Source organism: Streptomyces sp. NPDC024555, from assembly GCF_055559335.1.
The window spans coordinates 12,271-36,879 of the sequence record NZ_JBVHKV010000002.1 but is presented as its reverse complement, the minus strand read 5'-3'; the positions used below and the strand labels follow the sequence as shown (position 1 = coordinate 36,879).

General features: G+C 74.8%; 16 protein-coding genes. 6 read left to right on the top strand and 10 right to left on the bottom strand.

What is annotated here, in order from left to right; translation table 11 throughout:
* Window positions 1-54 precede the first annotated feature (54 nt).
* Window positions 55-3,690: a trypsin-like peptidase domain-containing protein gene (locus ACZ4FH_RS02790; protein ID WP_467301782.1), complete on the top strand. Its 3,636-nt coding sequence runs from the start codon at window positions 55-57 to the stop codon at window positions 3,688-3,690.
* Between the two features lie 43 nt (window positions 3,691-3,733).
* On the top strand, window positions 3,734-4,687 hold the full coding sequence (locus ACZ4FH_RS02785) for a bifunctional riboflavin kinase/FAD synthetase (RefSeq protein ID WP_383644042.1): 954 nt from the start codon (window positions 3,734-3,736) through the stop codon (window positions 4,685-4,687).
* 55 nt (window positions 4,688-4,742) lie between these two features.
* On the opposite strand, the gene ACZ4FH_RS02780 is transcribed toward ACZ4FH_RS02785, so the two are convergent.
* The 8 genes from ACZ4FH_RS02780 to eccE all read right to left on the bottom strand — a co-directional run bounded on the left by ACZ4FH_RS02780 (window position 4,743) and on the right by eccE (window position 16,365).
* The gene (locus ACZ4FH_RS02780) at window positions 4,743-5,747 is read right to left on the bottom strand and encodes an oligopeptide/dipeptide ABC transporter ATP-binding protein (RefSeq protein ID WP_467301781.1); all 1,005 of its coding nucleotides are present in this window, start codon (window positions 5,745-5,747) and stop codon (window positions 4,743-4,745) included.
* A complete protein-coding gene (locus tag ACZ4FH_RS02775) occupies window positions 5,744-6,766 on the bottom strand; it encodes an ABC transporter ATP-binding protein (protein ID WP_467301779.1) in 1,023 nt (340 codons plus the stop codon). The genes ACZ4FH_RS02780 and ACZ4FH_RS02775 overlap by 4 nt, the downstream gene beginning before the upstream one ends.
* On the bottom strand, window positions 6,763-7,731 hold the full coding sequence (locus ACZ4FH_RS02770) for an ABC transporter permease (RefSeq protein ID WP_467301778.1): 969 nt from the start codon (window positions 7,729-7,731) through the stop codon (window positions 6,763-6,765). The genes ACZ4FH_RS02775 and ACZ4FH_RS02770 overlap by 4 nt, the downstream gene beginning before the upstream one ends.
* Window positions 7,728-8,813 carry an ABC transporter permease gene (locus tag ACZ4FH_RS02765; protein WP_467301777.1) on the bottom strand — a complete coding sequence of 362 codons (1,086 nt, stop codon included), beginning with the start codon at window positions 8,811-8,813 and terminating at the stop codon, window positions 7,728-7,730. Before ACZ4FH_RS02765 ends, ACZ4FH_RS02770 begins: the two co-directional genes overlap by 4 nt.
* 113 nt (window positions 8,814-8,926) lie before the next feature.
* The gene (locus tag ACZ4FH_RS02760) at window positions 8,927-10,807 is read right to left on the bottom strand and encodes an ABC transporter substrate-binding protein (RefSeq protein WP_467301776.1); all 1,881 of its coding nucleotides are present in this window, start codon (window positions 10,805-10,807) and stop codon (window positions 8,927-8,929) included.
* 197 nt (window positions 10,808-11,004) lie between these two features.
* A complete protein-coding gene (locus ACZ4FH_RS02755; RefSeq protein WP_467301774.1) occupies window positions 11,005-13,992 on the bottom strand; it encodes an SCO5717 family growth-regulating ATPase in 2,988 nt (995 codons plus the stop codon).
* Between the two features lie 343 nt (window positions 13,993-14,335).
* The gene (locus ACZ4FH_RS02750; RefSeq protein WP_467301773.1) at window positions 14,336-15,052 is read right to left on the bottom strand and encodes a hypothetical protein; all 717 of its coding nucleotides are present in this window, start codon (window positions 15,050-15,052) and stop codon (window positions 14,336-14,338) included.
* Window positions 15,052-16,365: a type VII secretion protein EccE gene (gene eccE / locus ACZ4FH_RS02745; protein ID WP_467301772.1), complete on the bottom strand. Its 1,314-nt coding sequence runs from the start codon at window positions 16,363-16,365 to the stop codon at window positions 15,052-15,054. Before eccE ends, ACZ4FH_RS02750 begins: the two co-directional genes overlap by 1 nt.
* Window positions 16,366-16,570: 205 nt before the next feature.
* Here eccE and eccB point away from each other — a divergent pair, with 205 nt between their 5' ends.
* The 4 genes from eccB to ACZ4FH_RS02725 all read left to right on the top strand — a co-directional run bounded on the left by eccB (window position 16,571) and on the right by ACZ4FH_RS02725 (window position 20,181).
* On the top strand, window positions 16,571-18,088 hold the full coding sequence (eccB, locus tag ACZ4FH_RS02740) for a type VII secretion protein EccB (protein ID WP_467301771.1): 1,518 nt from the start codon (window positions 16,571-16,573) through the stop codon (window positions 18,086-18,088).
* Window positions 18,089-18,129: 41 nt separating this feature from the next.
* The gene (gene mycP, locus ACZ4FH_RS02735) at window positions 18,130-19,341 is read left to right on the top strand and encodes a type VII secretion-associated serine protease mycosin (RefSeq protein ID WP_467301770.1); all 1,212 of its coding nucleotides are present in this window, start codon (window positions 18,130-18,132) and stop codon (window positions 19,339-19,341) included.
* Between the two features lie 130 nt (window positions 19,342-19,471).
* A complete protein-coding gene (locus ACZ4FH_RS02730; RefSeq protein ID WP_467301769.1) occupies window positions 19,472-19,825 on the top strand; it encodes a hypothetical protein in 354 nt (117 codons plus the stop codon).
* 50 nt (window positions 19,826-19,875) lie between these two features.
* Window positions 19,876-20,181: a WXG100 family type VII secretion target gene (locus tag ACZ4FH_RS02725; protein WP_383644011.1), complete on the top strand. Its 306-nt coding sequence runs from the start codon at window positions 19,876-19,878 to the stop codon at window positions 20,179-20,181.
* Window positions 20,182-20,257: 76 nt separating this feature from the next.
* Here ACZ4FH_RS02725 and ACZ4FH_RS02720 read toward each other — a convergent pair whose 3' ends face one another.
* Together ACZ4FH_RS02720 and eccCa are read right to left on the bottom strand one after the other, a co-directional pair.
* Window positions 20,258-20,491, bottom strand: coding sequence for a DUF397 domain-containing protein (locus tag ACZ4FH_RS02720; protein WP_383644008.1), 234 nt, complete (start codon window positions 20,489-20,491; stop codon window positions 20,258-20,260).
* Between the two features lie 131 nt (window positions 20,492-20,622).
* Entirely contained in the window at window positions 20,623-24,567 is a 3,945-nt protein-coding gene (eccCa, locus tag ACZ4FH_RS02715; protein ID WP_467301766.1) for a type VII secretion protein EccCa, read from the bottom strand.
* Window positions 24,568-24,609 lie beyond the last annotated feature (42 nt).

The following is a 24,609-nucleotide window of genomic DNA, read 5'->3' as shown; positions in this document are numbered from 1 at the left end:
GCTTTCGATACGAGTGGTTCTCGCGCGGAACCGGGCCGACCTACCGTCGGAACCATGGGATGCGGGGACCGGGCGACACTGGTACGACTGTGCGATCCGGCGGGCCGGCCACGGGGGACCGGCTTCGTCGCGGACGACCGGGGCACGGTGGTCACCAGCCATGAGGCGGTCGACGGTCTGCCCCATCTCCTTCTGCACGGCACCGAGGGCCGCAGCTGCCGCGTCGACGCCCTGGACATCACCGCGCTCCCCGGACTGGACCTCGCCCTGCTGCCCACCGGCGGCCCCGACGTCCTGGGCGTACGGCCGCTGCCGATCGCGTGCCGGGAGCGGATCGAGCCCGGCAGCTATGTGACCATCGCCGCGCACGGCTGGCGCGAGGCCCGGGTGCTGGGCACCGCCTCCGTCGACTACACCGCGCGCGGCTCCGCCCACCGGATCGCACACGCGCTGGAACTGGCCCTCGGCACGGACGGCAGCGATGCGCTCCGGCTCGGTGGAACGGCCGTCGGCGGACCCGTCCTCGACCCGGAGAGCGGCGCCGTCATCGCCGTGCTCGGCACCGCCCTGCGCGCCGGACACGCCGCCGCCGGCTGCGCGGTGCCCCTGGCCGGACCCGGCCGCGAGGGACCGCTGGCCGACCTGTTGCGGCGCAACGCCACGGGCGTCCCGGGCTACGGACGCGATCTGAACGCGGCCGGGGCGCTCCAGCTCACCGCCATGTCGGTGGGCTCCGCCGACACCCCCGCCACCTGCTCCGACCCCGTGGAGCGCCCCGAGACCCTCGCCGAGTTCGAGGCCTTCGCGGCGGCCGACGGCGCGGAGCCCGCCGTGCTCCTCGGACTCGTCGGCGAACCGGGCAGCGGACGCACCACGGAACTGGCCGCGCTCGCCGCCCGGCGGGCCCGCGGTCCGGTGCCCGCGCTCACGCTCTGGCTGCGCGGCGCCGACCTGCTGGCCGAGGACGACTCCGTGGCCGATGCCATCGCCCGGACGCTGCGGCAGGCCGGCCGGATCGTCACCGCCGCCGGGGCCCGGGGCGACATGGAGGGCGCGACCCCGGAGCGGATCGCCCGGCTCGCAGCGGAGGCCGGTGCCCCGCTGCTCGTGCTGCTGGACGCCCCCGAGGAGATGCCGCCCGTCCTGGCGCACCGGCTGGACGCCTGGACCGCCGGCACCGTCGACTGGCTGCGCGCGCACGGGGCCCGGCTCGTCGTCGCCTGCCGGCCGGAGCACTGGGAGACGGCCGGGGCGCTCTGCCCGCCCGGCGCGCTGCACCGCCCGGCCCGCCCCGCCCGCCGGCTGCCCCCGGCGGTCCGGATCGGCGACTTCACCCCGGCCCAGGCCGAACGGGCCCGCGAGCGGTACGGACTGGCCCCCGACGCCCTCGCCCCCGGCCACGACCGCCACCCCCTCACCCTGCGCCTCCTCGCCGAGGTGCGCGGCGCCCTGCCCGCGGACACCCCCGGGCGCCCCGGCACCGAGGAGGTCTTCGCCGCCCATCTGGACCTGATGTGCCTGCGCGTCGCCGTCCGGATCGCCGCCCAGTGGCACCCCGCGCCCGGCGGTGCGGAGGTGCGGCGCCTCGCGGCCCGGGTCGCCGGACAGGTCCACGAGGCGGCCCGCCGCTGTCTGGGCCCCGGCCAGGGCGAACTGGGCCGCACGGCCTTCGAGGAGGTCTTCCCGTGGCGCTCGGGCTGGGCCTCCGCCGTGCTCACCGAAGGACTGCTGGTGCCCGCCGGAGCCGGGTACCGCTTCGCCCACGAGGAACTGGGCGACTGGGTCCAGGGCGCGCACCTGGACGTGGACGCGGCGCTGCGCGCCCTGGTGCACCGCTGGCACACCGGGGGAGCGGAGCAGCCCGGCGGCCGGGTCCCGCAGCCCCGCCGGCCCGGCGTCCGGGCCGCGGCGGAGCCCACCGCCCCCACCGGACCCGCCGATCCGCACACCCTGCCGGTGCCCCGTCACCGGATCGGCCCCGTCGTCCAGGCGCTGCTGCTGCTCGGCAGGCGCCAGGGCCCGGCCGCGCTCGCGCACCGGCTGGCCGATCTGATCGAGGCCCTGGACCGGCTCACGGCGGGGGAGGGCGACGGCCCCGACGACGGGGAGCCGGCCGGGGAGCGCCCCCCCGTCGCCGACGCCCGGTGGTGGGCCGTGCACCTGCTCTCCGAGACCCTGCTGCGAGTGCCCGACGCCCGGCCCCACCTCGGTGTGCTGCGCGTCCTGACCGGGCGTATCGTCCACAGCTCGACCGAGGCGGGCGGCACCGGGCCGCGTGGCGCGTACGCCGGGTTCGGGCCGTGGTTCTGGCGGCGGCTGCGGCTGCCCGAGGCCGACCGTATGGACCTGTTCCGACGGCTGGTGCCCGCCGACGGACCACCGCGCGCGGACGGCGAGGGCACCCGGTTCCTGGACGCCGTGGCGCGGCGGCTCGCCGCCCATCCGCGTACCCTCCAGCCCCTGCTCTGCGCCTGGTTCTCCGACGAGCAGCCGCTCGCGGCCGAGGACGGCGCGGGCGTCCGGCCCACCGTCGCGGAGGCCGCCCAGGCACTGCTGCACGCCCGCCGCGACCTCGCCGTGGACGAACTGGCCGACGCCCTCGTCGAGGCCGCCCATCCGCGCGCCGACGAACTGCTCGCCGCCCTGGCCGAGGACGAACCCGAGGCGCTCTGCCGGGCCGTCGAGCGCTGGTCCCGCGACGACGACCACAGGGCCCGCCGGAGCGCCGCGGCCTCCTGCGCCGCGCTGCTCGCCCCGCGCCTGACCCGCGACCCCGACCGCGTCCTGCTGCGCCGCGCCGCGCTCGCCCTGCTGGCCCGTCCCGCCGACGCCGATCTGCACGGACCCCTGCTCGCCCTGCTCGTCGCCGATCCGCAGACCAGGGACCGCTGTCTGCCGCAGGCGCTGCGGTCCTTCGCGGCCGGCGGGCCGGGCCTGACGACCGCCGCGCTCGCCGTCGCCCTGCCCACCCACCCGGAGCCGGTGCTGGCCGCCTACCGGGAGCGGCTCACCCGTCCGGGCGAGGACGCCGGGGACGTGCTCCGGGCGCTCGCCGGGACCGAGTCCCCGGCCCTCGTCCTGCACGCCGCCGGGCTCGTCCGCGCCTACGCCGACAGCCACCCGGACGACACCGCGCACACCGCCGCCTATCTCGAACACCGGCTGGAGCACGGGCCCGCCGCACGCGCCCTGCTGCTGCCGCTCCTCACCGGACTGCTGCGGGAGCGGCCCGTCGCGCCGCCGGTCCGGGGCGCGCTGGCCGCCGTCCTCGCCTCGCCCGGCAGCCCCGCCTCCCAGCAGACCCGCGACGAACTGCTGGAGGTGCTGCTGGACTTCGAGCAGCGCCCCGAGCACCGGGAGCCGGCCGTGCTGGACGCGCTGCTCCGGGCCGCCGCGGCCGGCTGCGCGGGCCGCGCCCCCGCCCGCACCAGGGCCCTGGTCCACCGCACCGGGATGCTGCTCGTCCGTACGCCCGAGGGGGCCGCCCTCTTCGACCGCCGGCTGGTCGCGCTCGCCCGCGCCGTGCCCGGATTCGGCGCCCTGGTCATCGGCTGGCTCTCCGAGGCCCCGCAGGAATGGGCGGCGCTCGTCGGACCCAGCGCACGGCGCACCCTGGAGGCGCTGGGAGCGCCGATGACCATGCCGATGCAGGCCGCAGGGCGTGAGCATGGCAGTCTTAGACCTGCGTAAGACATACACCCACGTACACAGGTTCGGGCGAGGAGCGGTCAGAGTGCAACGCTGGCGTGGCTTGGAGGACATCCCCCAGGACTGGGGACGCAGCGTCGTCACCATCGGGTCCTACGACGGGGTGCACCGCGGGCACCAGCTCATCATCGGCCGGGCCGTCGAGCGCGCCCGCGAGCTGGGCGTGCCGGCGGTCGTCGTCACCTTCGACCCGCACCCCAGCGAGGTCGTCCGGCCCGGCAGCCACCCCCCGCTGCTCGCCCCGCACCACCGCCGCGCCGAGCTGATGGCGGAGCTGGGCGTGGACGCGGTGCTGATCCTGCCGTTCACCACCGAGTTCTCCCGGCTCTCCCCGGCCGACTTCATCGTGAAGGTGCTCGTCGACAAGCTGCACGCCACGCTGGTCATCGAGGGCCCCAACTTCCGCTTCGGCCACAAGGCCGCGGGCAATGTCGAGCTGCTCGCCGAGCTGGGCGCCACCTACGACTACCGCGTCGAGGTCATCGACCTGCGGGTGCGCGGCGAGGCGGGCGGCGGCGAGCCGTTCTCCTCCACCCTGACCCGGCGCCTGGTCGCCGAGGGCGACGTGGCCGGGGCCGCCGAGATCCTCGGCCGCCCGCACCGCGTCGAGGGCATCGTGGTGCGCGGGGCGCAGCGCGGCCGCGAGCTGGGCTTCCCCACGGCCAATGTGGAGACCCTGCCGCACACCGCGATCCCCGCCGACGGCGTGTACGCGGGCTGGCTGCACGTGGACGGCGAGGCGATGCCCGCCGCGATCTCGGTCGGCACCAACCCGCAGTTCGACGGCACGGAGCGCACGGTCGAGGCGTACGCGATCGACCGTGTCGGTCTCGACCTGTACGGGCTGCACGTCGCCGTGGACTTCCTGGCCTATGTGCGCGGCATGCTCAAGTTCGACTCGATCGACGATCTGCTCGTGGCGATGGCCGCGGACGTGAAGCGGTGCAGCGAGCTGATCGCCGCCCACGACCGGGACTGAACGCGGGAACGGGCGGCCCCTTCGTGAAGGGGCCGCCCGTCGCCGTACCGGCACCTCAGTCGTCGGGCTCCGTCTCCGCCGTGCCCGCGTTCGCCCAGTGGCAGGCCACCTGGGTCGTCCCGCCGCCGGACAGCACCGGCAGGTCCTTCGTCCGGCAGGCGTCCGCCACCCCCGCGCGCGCGGCCTCGCCCGAGGCGAGGACCTGGCAGCGGACGTGGAAGCGGCAGCCGCCCGGCACCTTCGACGGGTCCGGCGGCTCGCCGGTCAGCACCACCGGATCGCCCTCCGCCTCCGGCAGCACCGACAGCAGCGCCTGGGTGTACGGATGCCGGGGCGCCGTGAGGATCTGCTCGACGGGACCCGTCTCCACGATCCGGCCCAGATACATCACCGCCACCCGGTCCGCGATGTTCCACGCCAGACCGAGATCGTGCGTGACCACCAGCGCGGACAGGCCCAGTTCGTCCCTGAGCCGCAGCATCAGCGCCAGGATCTCGCCGCGCACGGAGGCGTCCAGCGAGGCCACCGGCTCGTCCGCCACGATCAGCTCGGGCTCCAGCACCAGCGCCCCGGCGATCACGACGCGCTGGCGCTGACCGCCCGACAGCTCGTGCGGGTAGCGCAGCAGGAAACGCTCCGGCGGACGCAGCCCGGCCCGGGACAGGGCCTCGGTGACCGCCTGGTGCTCGTCGCCCCGGTAGCCGTGGATGCGCAGGCCCTCGGCGACCGCGTCGTACACCGTGTGCCGGGGGTTGAGCGAACCGCTGGGGTCCTGGAGGACCAGCTGGACCCGTTTGCGGTAGGCCTTCAGCGCGCGGCTGCCGTAGTCGAGCGGTCTGCCGTCGAACGTGACCCGTCCGGCGGTCGGCGGGACCAGCCCGAGCAGCGAGCGGGCCAGCGTGGTCTTGCCGCATCCGGACTCGCCGACCAGGGCGACGATCTCACCGGGCGCGATGTCCAGATCGACCCCGTCCACGGCGCGTGCCAGGCCGGCACCGTGCCGGCCGGGGAAGGCGACCCGCAGATCGCGCGCGCTGAGCAGGTCCGTGGGGGTGGTCATGATGTGCTCCTTGCTTCCTCGGCGCCCTCGGCGGCCCCGGCCTCCCGGGGACCCACCAGCAGACAGGCGGCCTCCCGGCCGGGACCCGCCACGCGCAGCACCTGGTCCTGGGTGGCGCAGGCCTCCGTCGCCGACGGGCAGCGCGGGTGGAAGGTGCAGCCGGCGGGCAGGGCGGCCGGGTCGGGCGGATCACCGGGCAGCCCCTGCGGGGCGAACCGCGAGGCGGGGTCCCCGATCCGGGGGAAGGCGCCCGACAGCGCCCGGCTGTACGGGTGGACGGCGCGGGCGTAGACCTCGGAGGCCGGTCCCTGTTCGACGACCCGGCCCGCGTACATCACCGCGAGCCGGTCGCAGGTGTCCGAGAGCACCGCCAGATCGTGGCTGATCATGATCAGTCCGAGGTCCTGCTCGGCGACGAGCTGTTCGATCAGCCGCAGGATCTGGGCCTGGATCATCACGTCGAGGGCCGTCGTCGGTTCGTCGGCGATGATCAGTTCGGGGCCGCAGGCGAGCGCCATCGCGATCATGACGCGCTGCCGCTGCCCGCCGGACAGCTCGTGCGGATAGGCGTCCACCCGGGCGGCGGGCAGGCCCACCTGCTCCAGCAGCTCACCGGCCCGTTCCCGGGCGGCCGTCTGGGTCGTCCTCGTGTGCAGCAGGATCGGTTCGGCGATCTGGTCTCCGATGCGGTGCACCGCGTTGAGCGAGTGCATGGCGCCCTGGAAGACGATCGAGGCGCCGGCCCAGCGCACGGCCCTGACCTGGCCCCACTTCATGGCGAGGACGTCCTCGCCGTTCAGCAGGATCTCGCCGGTGACCTCGGCGCCCGCGGGCAGCAGCCGCAGCAGCGCGAGGGCCAGCGTCGACTTCCCGCAGCCGGACTCGCCGGCGATGCCGAGCTTGCGGCCCGCCTCGACCTCCAGGTCCACCCCCCGCACGGCCCGCGCCCCGCCGGGGTACGTCACCGTCAGGTCGCGGACCCGCAGCAGCGGGGTCTTGCGGATGCTCGTCGTGCTCAACGGGCCACCCCCAGCTTCGGATTGAGGACGGACTCGATGGCGCGGCCGCACAGCGTGAACGCCAGGGCGACCAGGGCGATGGCGATGCCGGGCGGCGCCAGGTACCACCAGTCGCCCGCGCTCACCGCACCCGCCTCCCGGGCGTCCTGGAGCATGCCGCCCCAGGAGGTGATGGTCGGGTCGCCGAGCCCCAGGAAGGCCAGGGTGGCCTCGGTCAGGATCGCTCCGGAGATCGCCAGCGTGGTCTGGGCGAGGACCAGCGGCATCACGTTCGGCAGCACGTGCCGCAGCATGATGTGTCCGTGTCCGCCGCCCAGCGCGCGGGCCCGCTCGATGTAGGGGCGGGACTCCACCGCCAGCGTCTGGGCGCGCACCAGCCGGGCCGTGGTCGGCCAGGTCGTGACGCCGATCGCGATGATCACCGTCCACAGCGAGCGGTCCATGACCGCCGCGAGGGCGACCGCCAGGACCAGCGTCGGCATCACCAGGAACCAGTCGGTGACCCGCATCAGGACCGTCGCGTACCAGCCGCGGAAGTGGCCCGCGACGATGCCCACGACGGTGCCGATGGCCACGCACAGGAACGCCGCGAGCAGACCCACGGTCAGCGAGACCCTGGCGCCCCATACCAGCAGGGCCAGCACGCTGCGGCCGAACTGGTCGGTACCGAGCGGGTATGCGGCGCTGGGCGCCTCCAGCAGTCCGCCCGACGCCTTGGTGACGCTCTGCGCGTCACCGCCGGCCAGGACGGGCGCGAGCAGGGCGATCACCGCGATCAGCACCAGCCCGGCGAGACCCCAGAGGCCGCCCCGGTGGCTGCGGTACGCGGTCCAGAAGCGGGCCAGGGAACGGCGCTTGCGGGCGCGTGCCAGCGCACGCGGGCTCTTGGCCGTCGCGCTCTCGCGCTCTTCGGGCGTCGGGGCCTCGGCGTCCGGGGTGGACGCGGGCACGGATTCGGTCGTCATCGGCCCACCCGGGGATCGAGCAGCGGATACAGCACATCGGCCAGGGTGTTCGCCAGGATCACCGCGGTGGCGAAGAAGAAGAACAGCGCCTGCACGAGCGGCAGGTCGGGGGTGCTCAGTCCGGTGTAGAAGAGCCCGCCCAGACCCGGCCAGGAGAACACGGTCTCCACCAGGATCTGACCCGCCACCACATGTCCGAGGTTCACGAACATCAGGGTGAAGGTCGGCAGCATCGCGTTCGGCACCGCGTGCCGACGGCGGACCAGATCGTCCCGGAGCCCCTTGGCGCGGGCGGTCGTCAGATAGTCGCTGCCCATCTCGTCGAGCAGCGAGGAACGCATCACCAGGAGCGTCTGCGCGTAGCCGACCGCGACGAGGGTGACCACCGGGAGGACCATGTGGTGCGCCACGTCGATCGCGTACGCGAACCCGGTCGCGCCGTCGCTCGACGCCATGCCGCCGGTGGGGAAGATCCCCGGGATCGGACCGACGCCCACCGAGAAGACGATGATGAGCAGCAGCCCCAGCCAGAACGAGGGCACCGAGTAGAGGGTCAGCGCCAGCGCGGTGTGGAACCGGTCGCTGTTCGACCCGTTGCGCCAGGCGGTCCGGGTGCCCAGCCAGAGGCCGAGCGCGCTGTAGAGCACGTACGCCGTTCCGGTGAGCAGCAGCGTCGCGGGCAGCCGTTCGACGATCTTGTCCATCACCGGCGCGTGGTACGCGAACGACGTGCCGAAGTCGCCGGTCAGCGCGTCGCGGATGTAGTCGACGAACTGCTTGCCCATGGGCTGGTCGAGACCGAGCTGGTGCCGCATGGCGTCCATCTGCTCGGCGGACGTGGGGCGTCCGCCGGTCATCTGCTTCACCGGGTCGCTCGGAATGAGCCGGAAGAGGAAGAAGCTCGTGACCAGAACGGCGAAGAGCGAGATGATCGCGCCGCCGATCTTGGCCGCCGCGTACTTCAGATAGGCCTGGGTGTCGCGCGCCCGTGGACCGCGCGCGGCCGGGGGCCCGGCGGTCGCCGGACCTTCCGCGTCCGCGCCCGCCGGCTTCACGAGCGCCGGAGTGCTGTCAGCTGTCATGGGGAACTCTCGTTACTCGTGCTGCGCCTGGAGGACGCCGGTGGGGTCCGGCCGTCCGGACCCCACCGGTCTTCCTCTGGTTCCGTCCGCGGTCGGTGCCGCGGCGCGTCGGACTACTCGCGGTCGTCCGCGGTGGTGCGCCGGCGCCTCGCGAAGAGGAAGCCGCCGCCCGCGAGGACCAGGACCACCACGACGACGCCGATCACGACGCCCGTGGAGGAACCGGAGTCGCTGCCGCCGTCGCCGTCACCGGCACCGTCCGCGGGAACCGCCGACCACCAGCTCCAGTACCCGTCCTGGCCGTAGATGTTGCCGGCCGCCTCGGGCATGGTCGTGATCGACTTGATCTGGTCGGTGCGGTAGGCCTCGACCGCGTTCGGGTACGCGATGACGCTCATGTACCCGGAGTCGTACAGCCAGGACTGCATCTCCTTGACGAGGTCCGCCCGCTTGGCCGGGTCGTACTCGGCGAGCTGCTTCTTGTACAGGCCGTCGTACGTCTTGTCGCAGATGAAGTTGTCCGTGGCCGCGCTCGCCGCCTTCTTGGCGGGCAGGGCGGCGCAGGTGTGGATGCCGAGGACGAAGTCCGGGTCCGGGTTGACGGACCAGCCGTCGAAGGCGAGGTCGTACTCGCCCGCGTACCACGGCACGGAGACGTCGTCGAGGCAGTCGACCTTGAGGCCGATGCCGAGCTTGCCCCACCACTCCTTGAGGTACTTGCCGATGGCCTTGTCGTTCGGGTCGGTCGCATGGCACAGGATGCGCAGATCGAGGGGCTTGCCGTCCTTGCCGACGCGCTTGTCACCCTTGAGCTTGTAACCCGCCTGGTCCAGCAGCTGCCCCGCCTTGGCGGGGTCGTAGGCCAGCGCCTGGTCGGCGGAGGGCTGCCAGTAGTACGCCGGGAAGCGCGGCGGGATGTAGCCCTGGCCCTCGACGGCATGGCCCCGGAACACCCGGTCGATGATCGTCTTGCGGTCGATCGACAGGAAGAGCGCCTGACGGACCTTCTGGTCGAGCAGCGCCTTGTTGCCGTTGCCGAACTTCTTGCCGTCCTTGGTCTGCGCGCCCGGGTTGGTGGCCAGCGCGAAGAAGCGGCGGCCGGGGCCCTCGTTGACCTTGACGTTCTTCTCGCTCTTCAGCGAGTCCGCCTGGGCGGGAGTGAGCGCGGGCGAACCGGCGACGAAGGAGACCTCACCCGTGCGGAGCGCGGCCACGGCGGCGTCCTGGTCCTTGTACGTCTTGAAGACCAGCTCGTCGAACTTGGGCTTGCCGCGCCAGAAGTCCGGGTTGGCCTTCAGCTTCACGTACTGGTCGACCTTGTAGCCGGTCAGGATGAAGGGGCCGTTGCCGACGACCGGGAAGTCCGTGTCGTTGTTGAACTTCGAGAAGTCGGTGACCTTCTCCCAGACGTGCTTGGGCACGATCGGGACGTCGAGCGCGGCCATGGTGGCCTGCGGCTCCTTGAGCTCGATGACCAGCTGCGTGGGGCTGGGCGCCGTGACCTTCTTGAAGTTGGACACGAAGCTGCCGTTGGCCTGCGCGGCGGCGTCGTCCGTCATCATCTTGTTGAACGTCCACGCCGCGTCCTCGGCGGTGGCCTGCTGCCCGTCCGACCACTTCGAATCGGGCCGAATGGTGTACGTCCACGTCAGCTTGTCGGCCGACGGCTCCCACTTCGTGGCGAGCCCCGGGACCGCGTGGTTGTCCTTGGGGTCGTAGTTCGTCAGGAAGTCGTACATGAGCCGGGAGATGCTGGTGCTCAGCAGCTTCTGGGCGAGGAACGGGCTCAGGGAGTCGATGCTCTGGGCGACCGCGACGGTCAGCGTCTTGCCGGACCCGGCGTCGGCGGCCTGCGCCTGCTGGGGGGCGGACCCGAGGGGAACGCCCGGGACGACGGACGCGGCCGCGAGCGCGAGGGCGGCGGCACCGGAGGCCAGAAGAATGCGCAGACGTGAACGTGGCTGGGCTGAGGGCGGTGGAACTCTTACGACCATGGTCAGGGACCTCGCGTCAGGACTCGCACGGAGAAGGCGGGTTGATCTGTGGTTCGCCAGCTGGTGAAGCGAAGGTTTATCAGCGGTGGTCGAGCCGCGTCAACGGTCCCCGAAACGGCGTGTGGTCTGCGGTAATGCCATGAGGGTCCCCTTCGCGAATGCGAGGAGGACCCTCATTGGTTCAGACCTCTGACGCCTTACTGCTGAGGCGCTGACGGCGGCTGGGGCGGCTGCTGCTGCCAGCCGGCGGGCGGCACCGGACCCTGGAGCTCGGGAGGCGTCGGCCCGCCCGGCTGACCAGGCTGTCCCCCGAACTGCGGGGGCTGCGGCTGCCCCGCCGGACCGGCCGCGGACTGCGCCTGGGAGGGCGGCGTCTGCTGCCAGTTCTGCCCGGCCCCGGGGGCCGGCTGCTGCGCCGGATAGGGCTGCTGCGGCTGTCCGCCCCACTGACCGGGCTGCTGCGGCGGGTACGGCTGCTGGGGCTGACCGGGCTGCTGGGGTACGTAGGGCTGCCGGCCCGGCACCTGCTGGCCCGGCGGCAGCGGCTGACCGGGCATCGGCGGCGCGTACTGCGGCGGCGGGCCGCTGCCGTCCGAGGTCCACAGCCCCTGCTGCTGCTGGGCGCGCGCGAAGTCCTCGGCGACCAGGGCGGAGAGGTTGAAGTACGCCTCCCGGGTCTTCGGACGCATCATGTCCAGGTCGACCTCGGCGCCCGCCGACAGATGCTCGTCGAACGGCACGACGACCACGCCGCGGCAGCGCGTCTGGAAGTGCTGGACGATATCGTCCACCTTGATCATCTTGCCGGTCTCGCGGACACCCGAGATGACCGTCAGGGAACGCGAGACCAGCTCCGCGTACCCGTGCGCCGAGAGCCAGTCCAGCGTGGTCGAGGCGCTCGACGCGCCGTCCACGGACGGTGTCGAGATGATGATCAGCTGGTCGGCGAGGTCGAGCACCCCGCGCATCGCGCTGTAGAGCAGACCGGTGCCCGAGTCCGTGAGGATGATCGGGTACTGCTTGCCCAGCACGTCGATCGCGCGCCGGTAGTCCTCGTCGTTGAACGTCGTCGAGACCGCCGGGTCCACGTCGTTGGCGATGATCTCCAGACCGGAGGGCGCCTGCGAGGTGAACCGCCGGATGTCCATGTACGAGTTGAGGTGCGGGATCGCCTGGACCAGGTCGCGGATGGTCGCACCGGTCTCGCGCCGCACCCGCCGCCCCAGCGTGCCCGCGTCCGGGTTGGCGTCGATGGCGAGGATCTTGTCCTGCCGCTCGGTGGCCAGCGTGGCGCCGAGCGCGGTGGTGGTCGTGGTCTTGCCCACGCCGCCCTTGAGGCTGATCACCGCGATCCGGTAGCAGGAGAGCACCGGGGTGCGGATGAGGTCCAGCTTGCGCTGCCGCTCCTGCTCCTCCTTCTTGCCGCCCAGCTTGAACCGCGAGGCGCCCGAGGGATTACGGCTGCTCTTCGCCTTCTGCTTGCCCCGGACCAGCCGGTCCGACGACAGCTCGACAGCGGCCGTGTAACCGATCGGCGCGCCCGGCATCGACCGCTCGCGCTGGTCGTGCGTGACCGGCGTCGGCCAGGCGTTCCCGGTCCGGGGGTCGGCGGGCGGGGCCCCCGGCACCGGCTGCTGGCCGGGCGCGGCCTGGGCCTGCTGGCCCGGCACCGGACCCGCCTGGCCCGGCTGACCGGCCGGCAGCCCCTGCGGGTGCGCGGGCTGCTGCGGAAGCGGGGCGGGCAGGTTCGGTGCGGGGGCCGGTGCGGGCAGCTGCGGGGCGGGCGGCTGCGCCTGCTGGGGGAAGCCGTACCCGCCCTGCGGACTCTGAGGTGCCTGAGGTGCCTGAGGTGCCTGAGGTGCCTGGGGCGCGGGCAGGGCCGTGCCCTGCTGCGCCGGCCACTGGGGCGCCTGCGGCGCGGGCGGCTGCGGGGCCTGGGGCGCCTGCGGTGCGGGCTGCTGGGGGATCGGGGCCGGGAGCGCGGCGTTCGGCTGCGGCTGCTGGGGCGGCGTCTGCGGCGCCGGGGTTTGCGGCGCCGGGGTCTGCTGAGGGGGCGTCTGCTGGGGGAAGCCGTAGCCCCCCTGAGGCGCGGCCGGGTCCGGCGGCTGCGGGGCCTGTGCGGCGGCCGGCTGCGGGAAGCCGTAACCCCCCTGGTCGGCGGGGACGGCCGGGGCCGGTGCGGCGGGCGCCTGCGGCGGCCAGTGCGAGGCGGGCTGGGGCGCGGCCGGCTGCTGCTGCGCCGCCGGCTGGAACGCGGGCGGCAGCGGCGGCAGCCCGCCGGGCGGCGGACCCGGCGTCCACGGAACCGGCGCGGCGTCCTGCGGCGCCGGGGCACCCGGCAGATCGAGCGCGGCCGGGGCCGGGGCCGGAGGTACGGCGTCCGAGGGCTCGGGGGCCTGCGCGGGAAGGCCGGGGACGGCCTGCGGAAGGCCGCCGGAGGGGGCGTCGTCCCCGTCCTCGGCGGACGCGCCCGCCTCCGCGTCGGACGACGGCACGGCGTCGTTCGGTTCGGCGGCGAAGTCGGCGGCGAAGGGTGCGGCGTCGGACGGCACGGCGTCTGCGGGGACCTCGTCGGACGGGGCCTCGTCGGAGGAGAGGGAGGTGGAGGGGGCGGACGCGGCGGAGTCGTGGTCCTCGTCGTCCGTGCCGTCGTTCGCGGCCGCCGGGGCGTCCCCGGCCTCCGCCGGCTCGTCCGTGCCGGCGTCGTGCGCCTCGTCGGAGGGGCCGGACGCGTCCGCGGCGGCACCGGACCCGCCGCCGGCGGCAGCCGCCTCCAGCTCCGCGATCTCCCGCTTCAGCGCGGCGGAGGAGAACCGCATCGTCGCCCCGCTCTCCACGTCGCCGCTCCCGAAGGCGTCGGAAGCACCGCCGGTGTCCCCCGCGCCCGGCGGCGGGAAGGCCGAGGCGTCGGCGGCGGGCACCGGGGGCGCCGGCGTCCAGTCGGGTTCGAAGCCGCCCCCCGGCGGCAGTCCGGGCAGCGACACCGGTGCGCCGCCGGGCGGCGGCGGGGGTGCCAGGGGCATGCCCGCACCGCCCGAGGAGTCACCCGGCGCGTTCTGCGTGTACCAGGCGGGCGGGGTGTAGTCGATGGTGAACTCACCCGTCAGCTCGGCGGGCTCCGCGTCGGACGACTCGTCGACGGGCTTGTCCCAGCCCCCGCGGATTCCGTCCCGATCGCCGTTCACTGTTGCCTCCTGGTGTGGTCGAGCACCCTTGTGCCGTGGTGGGTGGGGGCGACCGTTTCCGCAACGCGAGCCGCCCGGCTCTCCCCCCGGGGACGCGACACCTACCCGCAGGTTCTTCTGCCGCGCCCGGACCCACCCTAATCGTCATCGGCCTCGCTACGGCAGGCCGTACGGCCCCGCGAACACCGTCCCCTCCGTCAGGTACGGACCTCAAGTGGACTGAGCGCAGCGGAAAGTGAAGGGAAAAGCGCTCAAACATGCACATCTGCGGGGGGAAATCCACCCCATTCATTCACGAAGCGGTGCCGCGGGGACTTGTCGGACACCTTCCGGGGAGAGCCGGTCAATCCACCCGGCGTGCGCCGCCCAGCAGACCGCTCTCCGCGTCGGTCGGCCGGGTCATCACGAACCGCCGGTCCCGCCGGGTGCACCACAGGGTGACCCCGTCCGCCATCGTCGACAGGGCCCGCACCTCCTCCGCGCCGAGCAGCATCAGCCGCCCGATCGCGCCCGCCTCGTCCGGGGAGACCCGCTGCACCCCGACCAGCGACGCCTTCTCCATCAGCCCGGCGGCCACCGGACTCGGATACGGCACCAGCGTCACCACCGACTGCCAGGGCGCCGACGCCACTCGCCCGCGCGGGGGCCGCGTGCCGCAGTCCCGCACCACGACGACCGGCGCACCGGCGGACGCCCCGAGCGGCGGCACCCGGCCCACCTCGTGCAGCGCGATGCCGTGGTCCCCACCGCCCACCGCGCGCACCAGCCCCGCCCAGGCCGGTGCCCGGCCCGTCTCGACGACGACGCGGGCCCCGGTCGCCACCGTGCGCAGGGCCAGCACCTGCGCGGTCCACAGCCCGCCGACCAGGGTGACGTCGTACGGCGTCGGCCGGAACAGCCCGAGCACGGCGGGACCGCCGTCACCGTCGACCCCGATCACCACCCCGTCGTCGCCCACCGGAAGCGCCAGCGACGCCAGCTGCTCCGGCCGGACCGAGTGCCGGGGGCGCGGGGGCGCGAACCGCCCGAACACCGGCCGCCCCCGCCCGCGCACCGCCATCAGCGGGTCCCTCCCAGCGGCAGCGTGGCCAGCAGACCCGGCAGCTGGTCGCGGTCGAGCCGCACCAGCGAGGCCCGCGCCCCGCGCGCCGCCCGTTCCAACGCGTGCCGGGCCGTGAGCAGTTCGCGCTCGTTCTCGCCGCCGACCCGGACATGGCCGGTGAGCGCGGTCTCCTGCCGTTCGCCGTGCGCCAGCGTCAGCGCGAACGTGGTGGCGCGGGCCGGGACCGAGGTGAGCAGGGCGACCAGCTCCGGCAGCGCGGCCCGTCCGCCGCCCGGCTCCGGCCAGCGGCGCACCCAGTAGGTGGTGTGCGGGCGGCCGTCGCAGCTCCAGGTCCGCGAGGTCTCCCGGGTGCGCCGGACCCCCGCCCCGTCCCGCGCGGCCCGTGCCGTCACCGCCGGATCCGCGCCCAGCGAGAGGGTGAGCGCCGCGCCCAGCTCCGGTTCCGTCAGCACCGTCGCGTCGAGCCCGGCCCCGCTCAGCCGCCCGGCCAGCTGGTCCGCCGCGCGCACCACGCACCGCTGCGCCCCGACGAGACCGCCGCCCCGGGCCCGTACCGCCTCCGGGCAGAGCTCCGGGGCGAGCCGCAGCGCGATCCAGGTGATCCGCACCGCCGGAGCACCCGAATCCGCTTGTAGGAGCGCGTAGTTGCGGGCGGCCACCGAATCCTCCGGGAGCCCCGGCGCGGGCGCCGGCCGGGTGTGCTGGACGATCTGCGCGGACTCCAGCCGGATGCCGTCCACGTCGAGCGCGTCCCGTACCAGCTCCAGGGGCAGCGGCCGGGCAGAGCGGCCGGGGCGCAGCGCCGTGCCGTCCGCCCCGACGCGCAGGACCGCCGTCAGACAGGTGCCGTCGCCGATCATGCCCACCGGACGCCGCTCGCTGCCGCCGAACGCGTAGGTCCGCAGCGCCGGTTCGCACTCGGAGAGAGGGGCCGGGACCGCTCCGCCGCCCCCGTCCGCCACCGGCGGGGTACGGGCCGCGCGGACACGCGCCCGGAAGGCCAGCACCGTACGCAGCAGCGCGGGAAGGGAACGGCGCCGCCGGCGCACCAGCGCGAGCACCGCGAGCAGTCCGGCGAGCACCGAGGCGGGGGCCAGCAGCAGCGGGTCCACGACATAGGCGCACAGCAGCAACGCCCCGGCCAGCTCGCACAGGACCAGCTGGTGCAGCCGCAACGGCCGCCGGAAGCCCACCCGTTCACCCGGCCGGGTGATGCCCGTCCCGGCGCCGGGGACCGGGACACCGTCCGCGTCCGCCCCGGAGGGCCGGGCGCCCGGGGCCGGAACCGTTCGCGTCGCGGAAGCCCTCATCGCGGCACCCCCGTTCGTCCGCCCCCGAAGAGAGCCCGTGCACGTACTCCCGCCGAACCGTCCGACGGGGCCCATCACCCTACCCGGCCCCCAACTCCGGGGGGACCGACAGGCATAGTAGGGGTCCGGTCAGGCAGCGGGGGCCCGGCACGGGACGCCGGCCGGGGCGCTCCCCGCTGCCGTGCGGACGGACGGGGGCGGATCCATGACATCGCGGCGCGACGAGCTGAACGCGTACACCTTCGCGAAGCGGCGCGTGGTGGCGGCCTTTCTGCGGCCCTCTCCCACCGGCTCCGACGAAGGGGCCCCGCGCCCCCTGCGCGCCGTCCTGCCCGGACTGGTCGCCGGTGCGCTGATCCTCGCCGGATTCGGCGCGTACGGGATGTTCCGCCCGGCCGCGCCCCGCGACTGGGACCGCCCCGGCGCCAAGGTCGTCGTCGGCAAGACGTCGACCACTCGCTACGTCGTGCTCACCACCGGCCGGGGCGCGGACCGCAGGACCCTGCTGCACCCCGTGCTGAACCTCGCCTCGGCCCGGCTGCTGCTGGACCCGAGGCAGTACGGAGTCGTCCAGGTCGACGACTCCGTCCTGGACGCCGGCGACCCGGCGCGCGGTCCCGTCCTCGGCATTCCCTACGCCCCCGACCGGCTGCCGGAACCCGAGGACGCCGGCACCGCCAAGCGCTGGGCGGTCTGTGTGCAGCCGGGTGGCGGGGGCGGCTCCGTGCAGAAGGCCGCGTTCGTCCTCGCGGCGCGCGACCGGGACCTGACCGAGGGGGCCGGCCGGCTCACCGGCGGCCAGGTCCTCTATGTCCGGGGCCAGGACGGCACCCGCTACCTCGTGGACGCCCGCGGCACCAAGTACCGCGTCGACGAGACCCCCGAGGACCGGGGCCACCTCACCGACGCCCTCGTCGGCAGCGCCCCACCGCAGCCCGTCACCGACGACTGGCTGGCCACCCTGCACGACGGCAGCCCCCTCGCCTTCCCGGACATCCCCGGCGAGACCGGCGCCCCGGCGCACATCGAGGGGCACCTGTCCGCGCGCGAGAACCGCGTCGGCACGGTCCTGCGCACCAGGAACGGGGAGGGCACGGCGTACTACGTCGTCCTCGACCGCGAGGTCCGGCCGGTCTCCGAGTTCACCGCCTGGCTGCTCATCAACGCGCCGCGTGCCGCCGTCCTCGACCTGGCGGGCGAGGCACGTCCCGCGGGGCTCCAGGACTTCGTCCCCGCGACCGAGCCCTTCGAGGACCCGGCCCTGCGCTGGCCCGCGCACCGGGCCGTCCGCGTCAACAGCACCGACACGGGATCCGCCGCGCGCGACACCGTGTGCAGCGTGCTGCGCTCCACCGACGGCTCCGGCCGCACGACCCTCAGCACCTGGGCGGGCACCGCCTATCCCGCCGCCGTCGGAACCGGCGGCACCAGCACCTACGTCACCCCGGGGAGCGGGCTCCTCTACACCCCGGTCCGCGAGGGCCGGACGGGCCCGGACGGCTCACTCTTCCTGGTGACGGACACCGGACTGCGGTACGCGGTCCGGGCGAACGGCGACGGCGGCACCACGCGCCCCGGCACCCGGCCGGTGCCCGGCGAGGCGCAGACCCGGCTGGGATACGGGAAGACGGTCCCCGTCCCGGTGCCGCACGCCTGGTCGGAATTCCTGGCCCGGGGACCGGGGCTCGACACGGAGAGCGCCCGCAGGCCCCAGGGCTCCTGACGGGCGGCACCGGCACCGGAACGGACGGGGGAGAGGACACGATGCGACACCGGACGGGGGCGCTGCCGGCGGCGGCCGCCGCCCTGGCCCTGCTCGCGGCACCGCAGGCCGCGTACGCCGCCGCGGACCCCGGACCGCACCTGGACGGCGGCGGGGAGTGCGCCTTCCCGATGCGGGAGCAGTTCGAGGGGCGCCCCTGGCCGCTCCAGCGCGTGCTGCTCGACGCCCTGTGGAAGGACACCCGAGGCAAGGGCGTCCGCGTCGCCGTCGTCGACACCGGCGTGGACACCACCAATCCGCAGCTCACCGCCGCCGTGGACCGGTCCGCCGGCATCGACTACACCGGCACCGGGGGCGACGGGACGCTCGACGAGTCCGGCCACGGCACCAAGGTCGCGGGCATCATCGCCGCCCGCCCCCGCGCGGGCACGGGCTTCGTCGGCCTGGCCCCCGAGGCCACCGTCATCCCGGTCCGCCAGAACGACGGCCGGCACAGCGGCAGGGACAGCACCATGGCCGCCGGGATCGACCACGCGGTCGCCGAGGGCGCCGGGGTCATCAACATCTCCCAGGACACCTCCCGGCCGCTGACCGAGGACTCCGCGCTCGGCCGCGCGGTGGCCCGCGCCGTCGCCGAGGACGTCGTCGTGGTCGCGTCGGCGGGCAACGACGGCGCGGACGGCCGGTCCCGGACCACCTATCCGGCCGCCTTCCCCGGCGTCCTCGCCGTCGCCGCCTCCGACCGCGACGACGAACGGGCCGCCTTCTCCCAGCCGGGCGACTTCGTGGACGTCGCCGCCCCCGGCGTCGACATCGTCTCCACCGTCCCCGGCAACGGCCAGTGCACCGACAACGGCACCAGCTTCTCCGCGCCCTACGTCAGCGGCGTCGCCGCCCTCCTGCGCGCCAAGTACCCCGACTGGACCGCGCCGCAGATCGCCGCCCGCATCGAACAGACGGCGCAGCGCCCCGTCAACGGCCGTGACCCCTTCGTCGGATGGGGTGTAGTCGACCCGGTCCGCGCACTGTCCGGCGACGCTGCCCCGCAGGACGCGCCGCACCCCGGCCCCGCACCCGCCGGGGCCCTCGCACCCGAGCCCGCGCGGCTGTCGGCGGACGGACCCGAGCGGCGGCGCACCAAGCGCTACGCGGCCTACGCGCTGTCCGCGGCCGTGGTGCTGGTCGGCGCGGTGGCCGGCACCGCGACCGTCGCCCGAGACCTCCGGCGCCGCCGCTCCCCGCGCCCCCGCTGACCGCCGGAGGGACCGGAGCGCGACCGGCGGCCGGCCGGGGAGCGGCACCGAAGTGGCTAGGGTGAGCGCCTGGTTCAGCCCCCACACCCCCGTCACCGCGCCCTCCGGCGCCCTCGGAGAGGACCTCCGCATGACCAGCCCCGCGGGTGGTTTCGCCCTCGCCGACGACCCGCTCGTCCAGGCCAGGAACCGCATCGTCGACACCGCCGAGGCCGTCTCCCGGCAGTCCAGGGAACTGGCGGACATCCTCGCCACGGCCGGAGCCGGCTGGACCGGCGTCGGCGCCTCCGGCTTCACCTCGGCCCAGCTCGCGCTCAACGAGGACCACGACCGGATCCGCCGCCTCCTCAACGTGCTCCTCCACGCGGTCGCGAGCACCAAGAACCTCAGCAACGCCACCGACGAGGAGGTCCGCGCGGCCTTCGGAGCCGTCGGGGAACAGGCCCCGGCCGCACGCGGCGGCTCCGGCCTCGACGGCATCTGACCCCGCCCGCCGGACGGCCGGGCCGTCCCTTCCACCGCAGAGGAACACCCATGGGCCACGACCCGCACACCAAGGTCCGCTACGAGAGCGTCCAGGAGATGGCCAACCGCATCCGCGCGGTCTCCCGGAACATCTGCCACGACCTGGAGGAGATGGACACCGCCCTCAAGGTCGTCACCGACACCTGGGACGGCGAGGCGCACGCGGCGTACGTCACCCTCCAGAACGACTACCGCGGCAGGGCCGACCACATGAGGAACCGTCTGGAGCACATCGCGCGGATCGTCGAGAACGGCAAGGACCACTACCGCGCCACCGACCTCAAGGCCTCGGGCCTGTTCACCGAGGCGTACTGAACCACCCCGCCGCGCACCGGCGGAAGGAGAAGGAGGGGGCGCTTCCCCCGGACGCGCCCCCTTCACCGCCGCACGGCTACGTCAGGTCGAACTCGCCGTCCCGGGCGCCCAGGACGAACGCGCGCCACTCGGCCTCCGTGTAGCGCAGCACCGTGTCCGGGTCCAGCGACGAGCGCATCGCCACCGCTCCGCCCGGCAGATGCGCGATCTCCACGCGCTCCTCCTCCTGCTCGGTCCCCGGGGCGCTCAGCCATTCCACCCCCGAGATGTCCAGTGCGTACAGCTCGTCCTTCTCCGCCTGTGTGCCCATGGTCAAGGGTCCTCTCCGTACGTGGCTCTGCACGGCACCGTACAGGCCCCGACACCGCCCCTGGACACGGCCGGGGAACAGCGTGTACGTGTGCTTCCGTGCCTCCCCCGCGCGCCCCCCCCGGGCACGGGTCAGGGACGCTCGGCCAGCCATCCGGTCTGCACCAGCCGGCCGCCGCCGCGCCGTCCGACGAGATACCCGCGCCCCGGCGGCAGCGGACGCGCGCGCACCGACCCGACGAGATCGCCCTCGCCCGGATCGCCGGAGAGCACCAGCCCCTGCGCCCCCAACTCCCCGGCGCGCTGCAGGAACGGCTCGTACAGCCCCCGCGAGGCCCCCGCCGAGGTCCGCGCGACGACGAAGCGCACCCCGGCGTCCCGGGCGAACGGCAGATACTCCGCCAGCGGCGCCAGCGGACTGCCCGAGGCCGTCGCGACCAGGTCGTAGTCGTCCACCACCACGAAGATCCGGGGGCCCGACCACCAGCTGCGCTCGCGCAACTGCCGCGGTGTCACGTCCGCCGGGGGCTGGCGCCGCGCGAACACCCGGGCCAGCGCCTCCATATGGGTGCGCAGCGCGTCCGCCGTCGGCGCGTACTCCAGCAGATGGGTCTCCGGCAGCGCCCCCATCAGCCCGCGCCGGTAGTCACCGACGACGAGCCGCGCCTCCTCGGGGGAGTACCGCTCGGCCAGCTGCTTGACGACCAGCCGCAGCAGATTCGTCTTCCCCGACTCGCCCTCGCCGAACACCAGCAGGAACGGATCGCTGTCGAAGTCCACGAAGACCGGCTCCAGATCCGACTCCGCGACACCGAGGGCGATGCCCCGGTCCGGGAACTCGAAGCCCTTCGGCAGCCGTTCGGCGGGCAGCCGGTGCGGCAGCAGCCGTACGGCGGGGGCCGGATCGCCCGTCCAGTGCGCGCGGACCCGGTCCACCAGAGCGGCCGTGCCCTCGTCCGGATCCGCGGTGTCGCGGACCGCGTCGATCACCGGCAGCGCCGCCATGAAGTGCAGCTTCTCCGCGATCTGGCCGCGCCCCGGCACCCCGGCCGGCACCCGCGCGGCGACCTTCCGGTCGAACTCGGAGTCCAGGGCGTCGCCCAGCCGCAGTTCGAGTCGCCCCAGCACCTGGTCCTTCAGCGCCGCCCGGACGTCCGGATACCGCGCGGCCGACAGCACCACGTGCACGCCGTAGCCCAGACCCCGCGCCGCGATGTCCGTGACCACCTGCTCCAGCGCCTCGTGCTCGGCACGGAACGCGCCCCAGCCGTCGACGACCAGGAAGACATCGCCCCACGCGTCGTCCGGCAGCCTCCCGGCAGCCCGCTCGCGCCGGTACGCCGCCATCGAGCCGATGCCCCGGGCCCGGAACAGCTCCTCCCGGCGGCCGAGCACCCCCGCCACCTCCGCCACGGTCCGCCGCACCCGCTCCGGGTCCAGGCGCGAGGCGATCTGCCCCACGTGCGGCAGACCCGCCAGCGCGGACAGCCCGTCCCCGCCGAAGTCGAGCCCGTAGAACTGCGCCTCCCGGGGCGTGTGCGTCAGCGCGAACGACGCCACCAGCGTCCGCAGCAGCGTCGACTTCCCCGACCGGGGCCCGCCGACCACCAGCAGATGCCCCGCCGCCCCCGAGAAGTCCTGGTACAGCACCTCCCGCCGCTGCTCGAACGGCTTGTCGACCAGCCCCAGCGGAACCGTCAGCCCACCGGGCCTGCTGTACCCCGTCGCGGTGAAACCCCGCCCCTCCTGCGGACCCAACCCCGGCAGCACCTGGTCCAGCGGCACCGAACGGTCCAGCGGCGGCAGCCACACCCGGTGCGCCGGCACCCCCTGCCCCTCCAGCCTCCGCACCACCACGGAGAGCACGCTCTCGCGCGCGGACTCCGCACGCCCCGGCGGCGGCACGGCGACCGCACCCGGCTCCGCCTCGGCCACCGGCACCGGCAGCGCCCGGAACACCGCCGCCCGCCGCGCCACCGGCCCGGCGTCCCCCGCCGGAACCCCCGCGCGGTACGCCCCCGACACGTACGCCGCCTTGAAGCGGACCATCTCCCGCGTACCGGAGAGGAGATACCCCGAGCCCGGCACCGACGGAAGGTGGAAGGCGTCCGCCACCCCCAGCGCCGCCCGCGACTCCGCCGCCGAGAAGGTCCGCAGCCCGATCCGGTACGAGAGATAGGTGTCCAGACCGCGCAGCGAGCCCTCCTCCAGCCGCTGCGACGCCAGCAGCAGATGCACCCCCAGCGACCGTCCGATCCGGCCGATCTGCAGGAACATGTCGATGAAGTCCGGCCGGGCGGCCAGCAGTTCCGAGAACTCGTCGATGACCAGGACCAGCGAGGCCAGCGGCTCCAGCGGCGCCCCCGCCGCCCGCGCCCGCTCGTAGTCGTGGATCCCGGAGTAGTCGCCCGCCGCGCGCAGCAGTTCCTGGCGCCGCCGCAGCTCGCCCCGGATCGTGTCGCCCATCCGGTCCACCAGGGACAGATCGTCGGCCAGATTGGTGATGACGGCGGCCACGTGCGGCAGCCGCGCCATCCCGCTGAACGTCGCCCCGCCCTTGAAGTCGGCGAGGACGAAGTTCAGCGTCTCCGAGGGATGCGTGACCGCCAGCCCCAGCACCAGCGTCCGCAGCAGCTCCGACTTCCCCGACCCCGTCGCCCCCACGCACAGCCCGTGCGGCCCCATACCGTCCTGCGCCGCCTCCTTGAGGTCCAGCAGCACCGGCAGCCCGTCCTCGCCGACCCCGATCGGCACCCGCAGCCGCTCGGAGGCCGGACGCGGCCGCCAGGTGCGGGCCACGTCCACCGCGCCCGCGTCCCCCAGCCCCAGCAGCTCGGTGAAGTCCAGATCGGACAGGAGCGGTTCGTCCTCCCGCCCGCCGCCCAGCCGCAGCGGCGCGAGCTGCCGGGCCAGCGCCTCGGCCGCCACCGGCGACAGACCGTCCGGCACCCCCGCGACCGCCTCCCCGCCGGCCGGCTCCACCCGCAGCAGCCCCGGACCGACCCGCACCGTCAACCCGCCCCGCACCGGCACGGGTTCACCCCGCACCACCTCCAGGACCGTCACCCCCTGAAGCCCCTCCGGAGCCCCCAGCAGCGAATCCGGCGCCGCCCGGCCCCCGTCCACCACCACCACGACATGCGGCTGCTCCGCCGCCTGCCCGCCGTCCCGGCCGAACCGGGGCCGCCCCTCCAGCCGGCCGGCCAGCAGCTCCTCCAGCGCCGCCGTGTCCGCCCCGAACAACCGCCGCGTCCCCGCCCCGTCGCCCGGCCCCGGCGCCTGCGCGTGCGGCAGCCACTTCGTCCAGTCCCAGTGCTCCACCGCGCCCGGCGCCGCCACCACCCCGACCACCAGATCGTCCGGCGCGTGCGCCGTCACCAATTGCGCCACCACCGCCCGCACCACCGAACGCGCCTGCTCCACCGGCCCCGCGAACGCCACCCGATGGACCTCCCGCACCGGGAACACCACCGGCAGCCCCTCCTGCCGGCCGTGCACCGCCGCGAACCGGCGCAGCGCCCCCGCGCACACCGGCTCGGGATCCTCCGCCGGACCGGGCTCCGGCACCGACAGCGGCGTCGCCAGCGGCTGCGGCCCCAGCCCGACCCGCACCAGCCCGAAGTCCGCGTCCCCGGACCGCCGTTCCCACACCCGGGTCCCCTCGGCCACCACCGACCACAACTGGTCGGGCGCCGGATGCAGATACCACTGGGTGTCGCGCTGGGCGCGCGCCGTGCGCCGCACCTCGCGCCGCACGCGCGCCAGATAGGCGAGATAGTCGCGCCGGGCCTCGGCCATGTGCCCCTGCGCACCCCGCCGGTACCGGACCACCTGCGCCGCCGCCAGCCCGGCCGTCGACACCAGCATCAGCACACCCATGATCCGCATGAACGGCGGAGCCTGCGGCGAGAAGAAGAACACCACCGACGCACCCATGCCGAGCACCGGCAGCAACTGGAGCAGCAGCCCCTCGCTCCGGCCCCGCGGCAGCACCGGAGGGGCCTTCAGATCCAGGGGCTCCGCCGGGAGCCGCGGCGGCAGGGCCCGCGGCGGACGTTTCACGACGATCTGGCCCACCGGTACAACCACCCCATCCGTGCCGCGCGCCGGAGGGCCGGG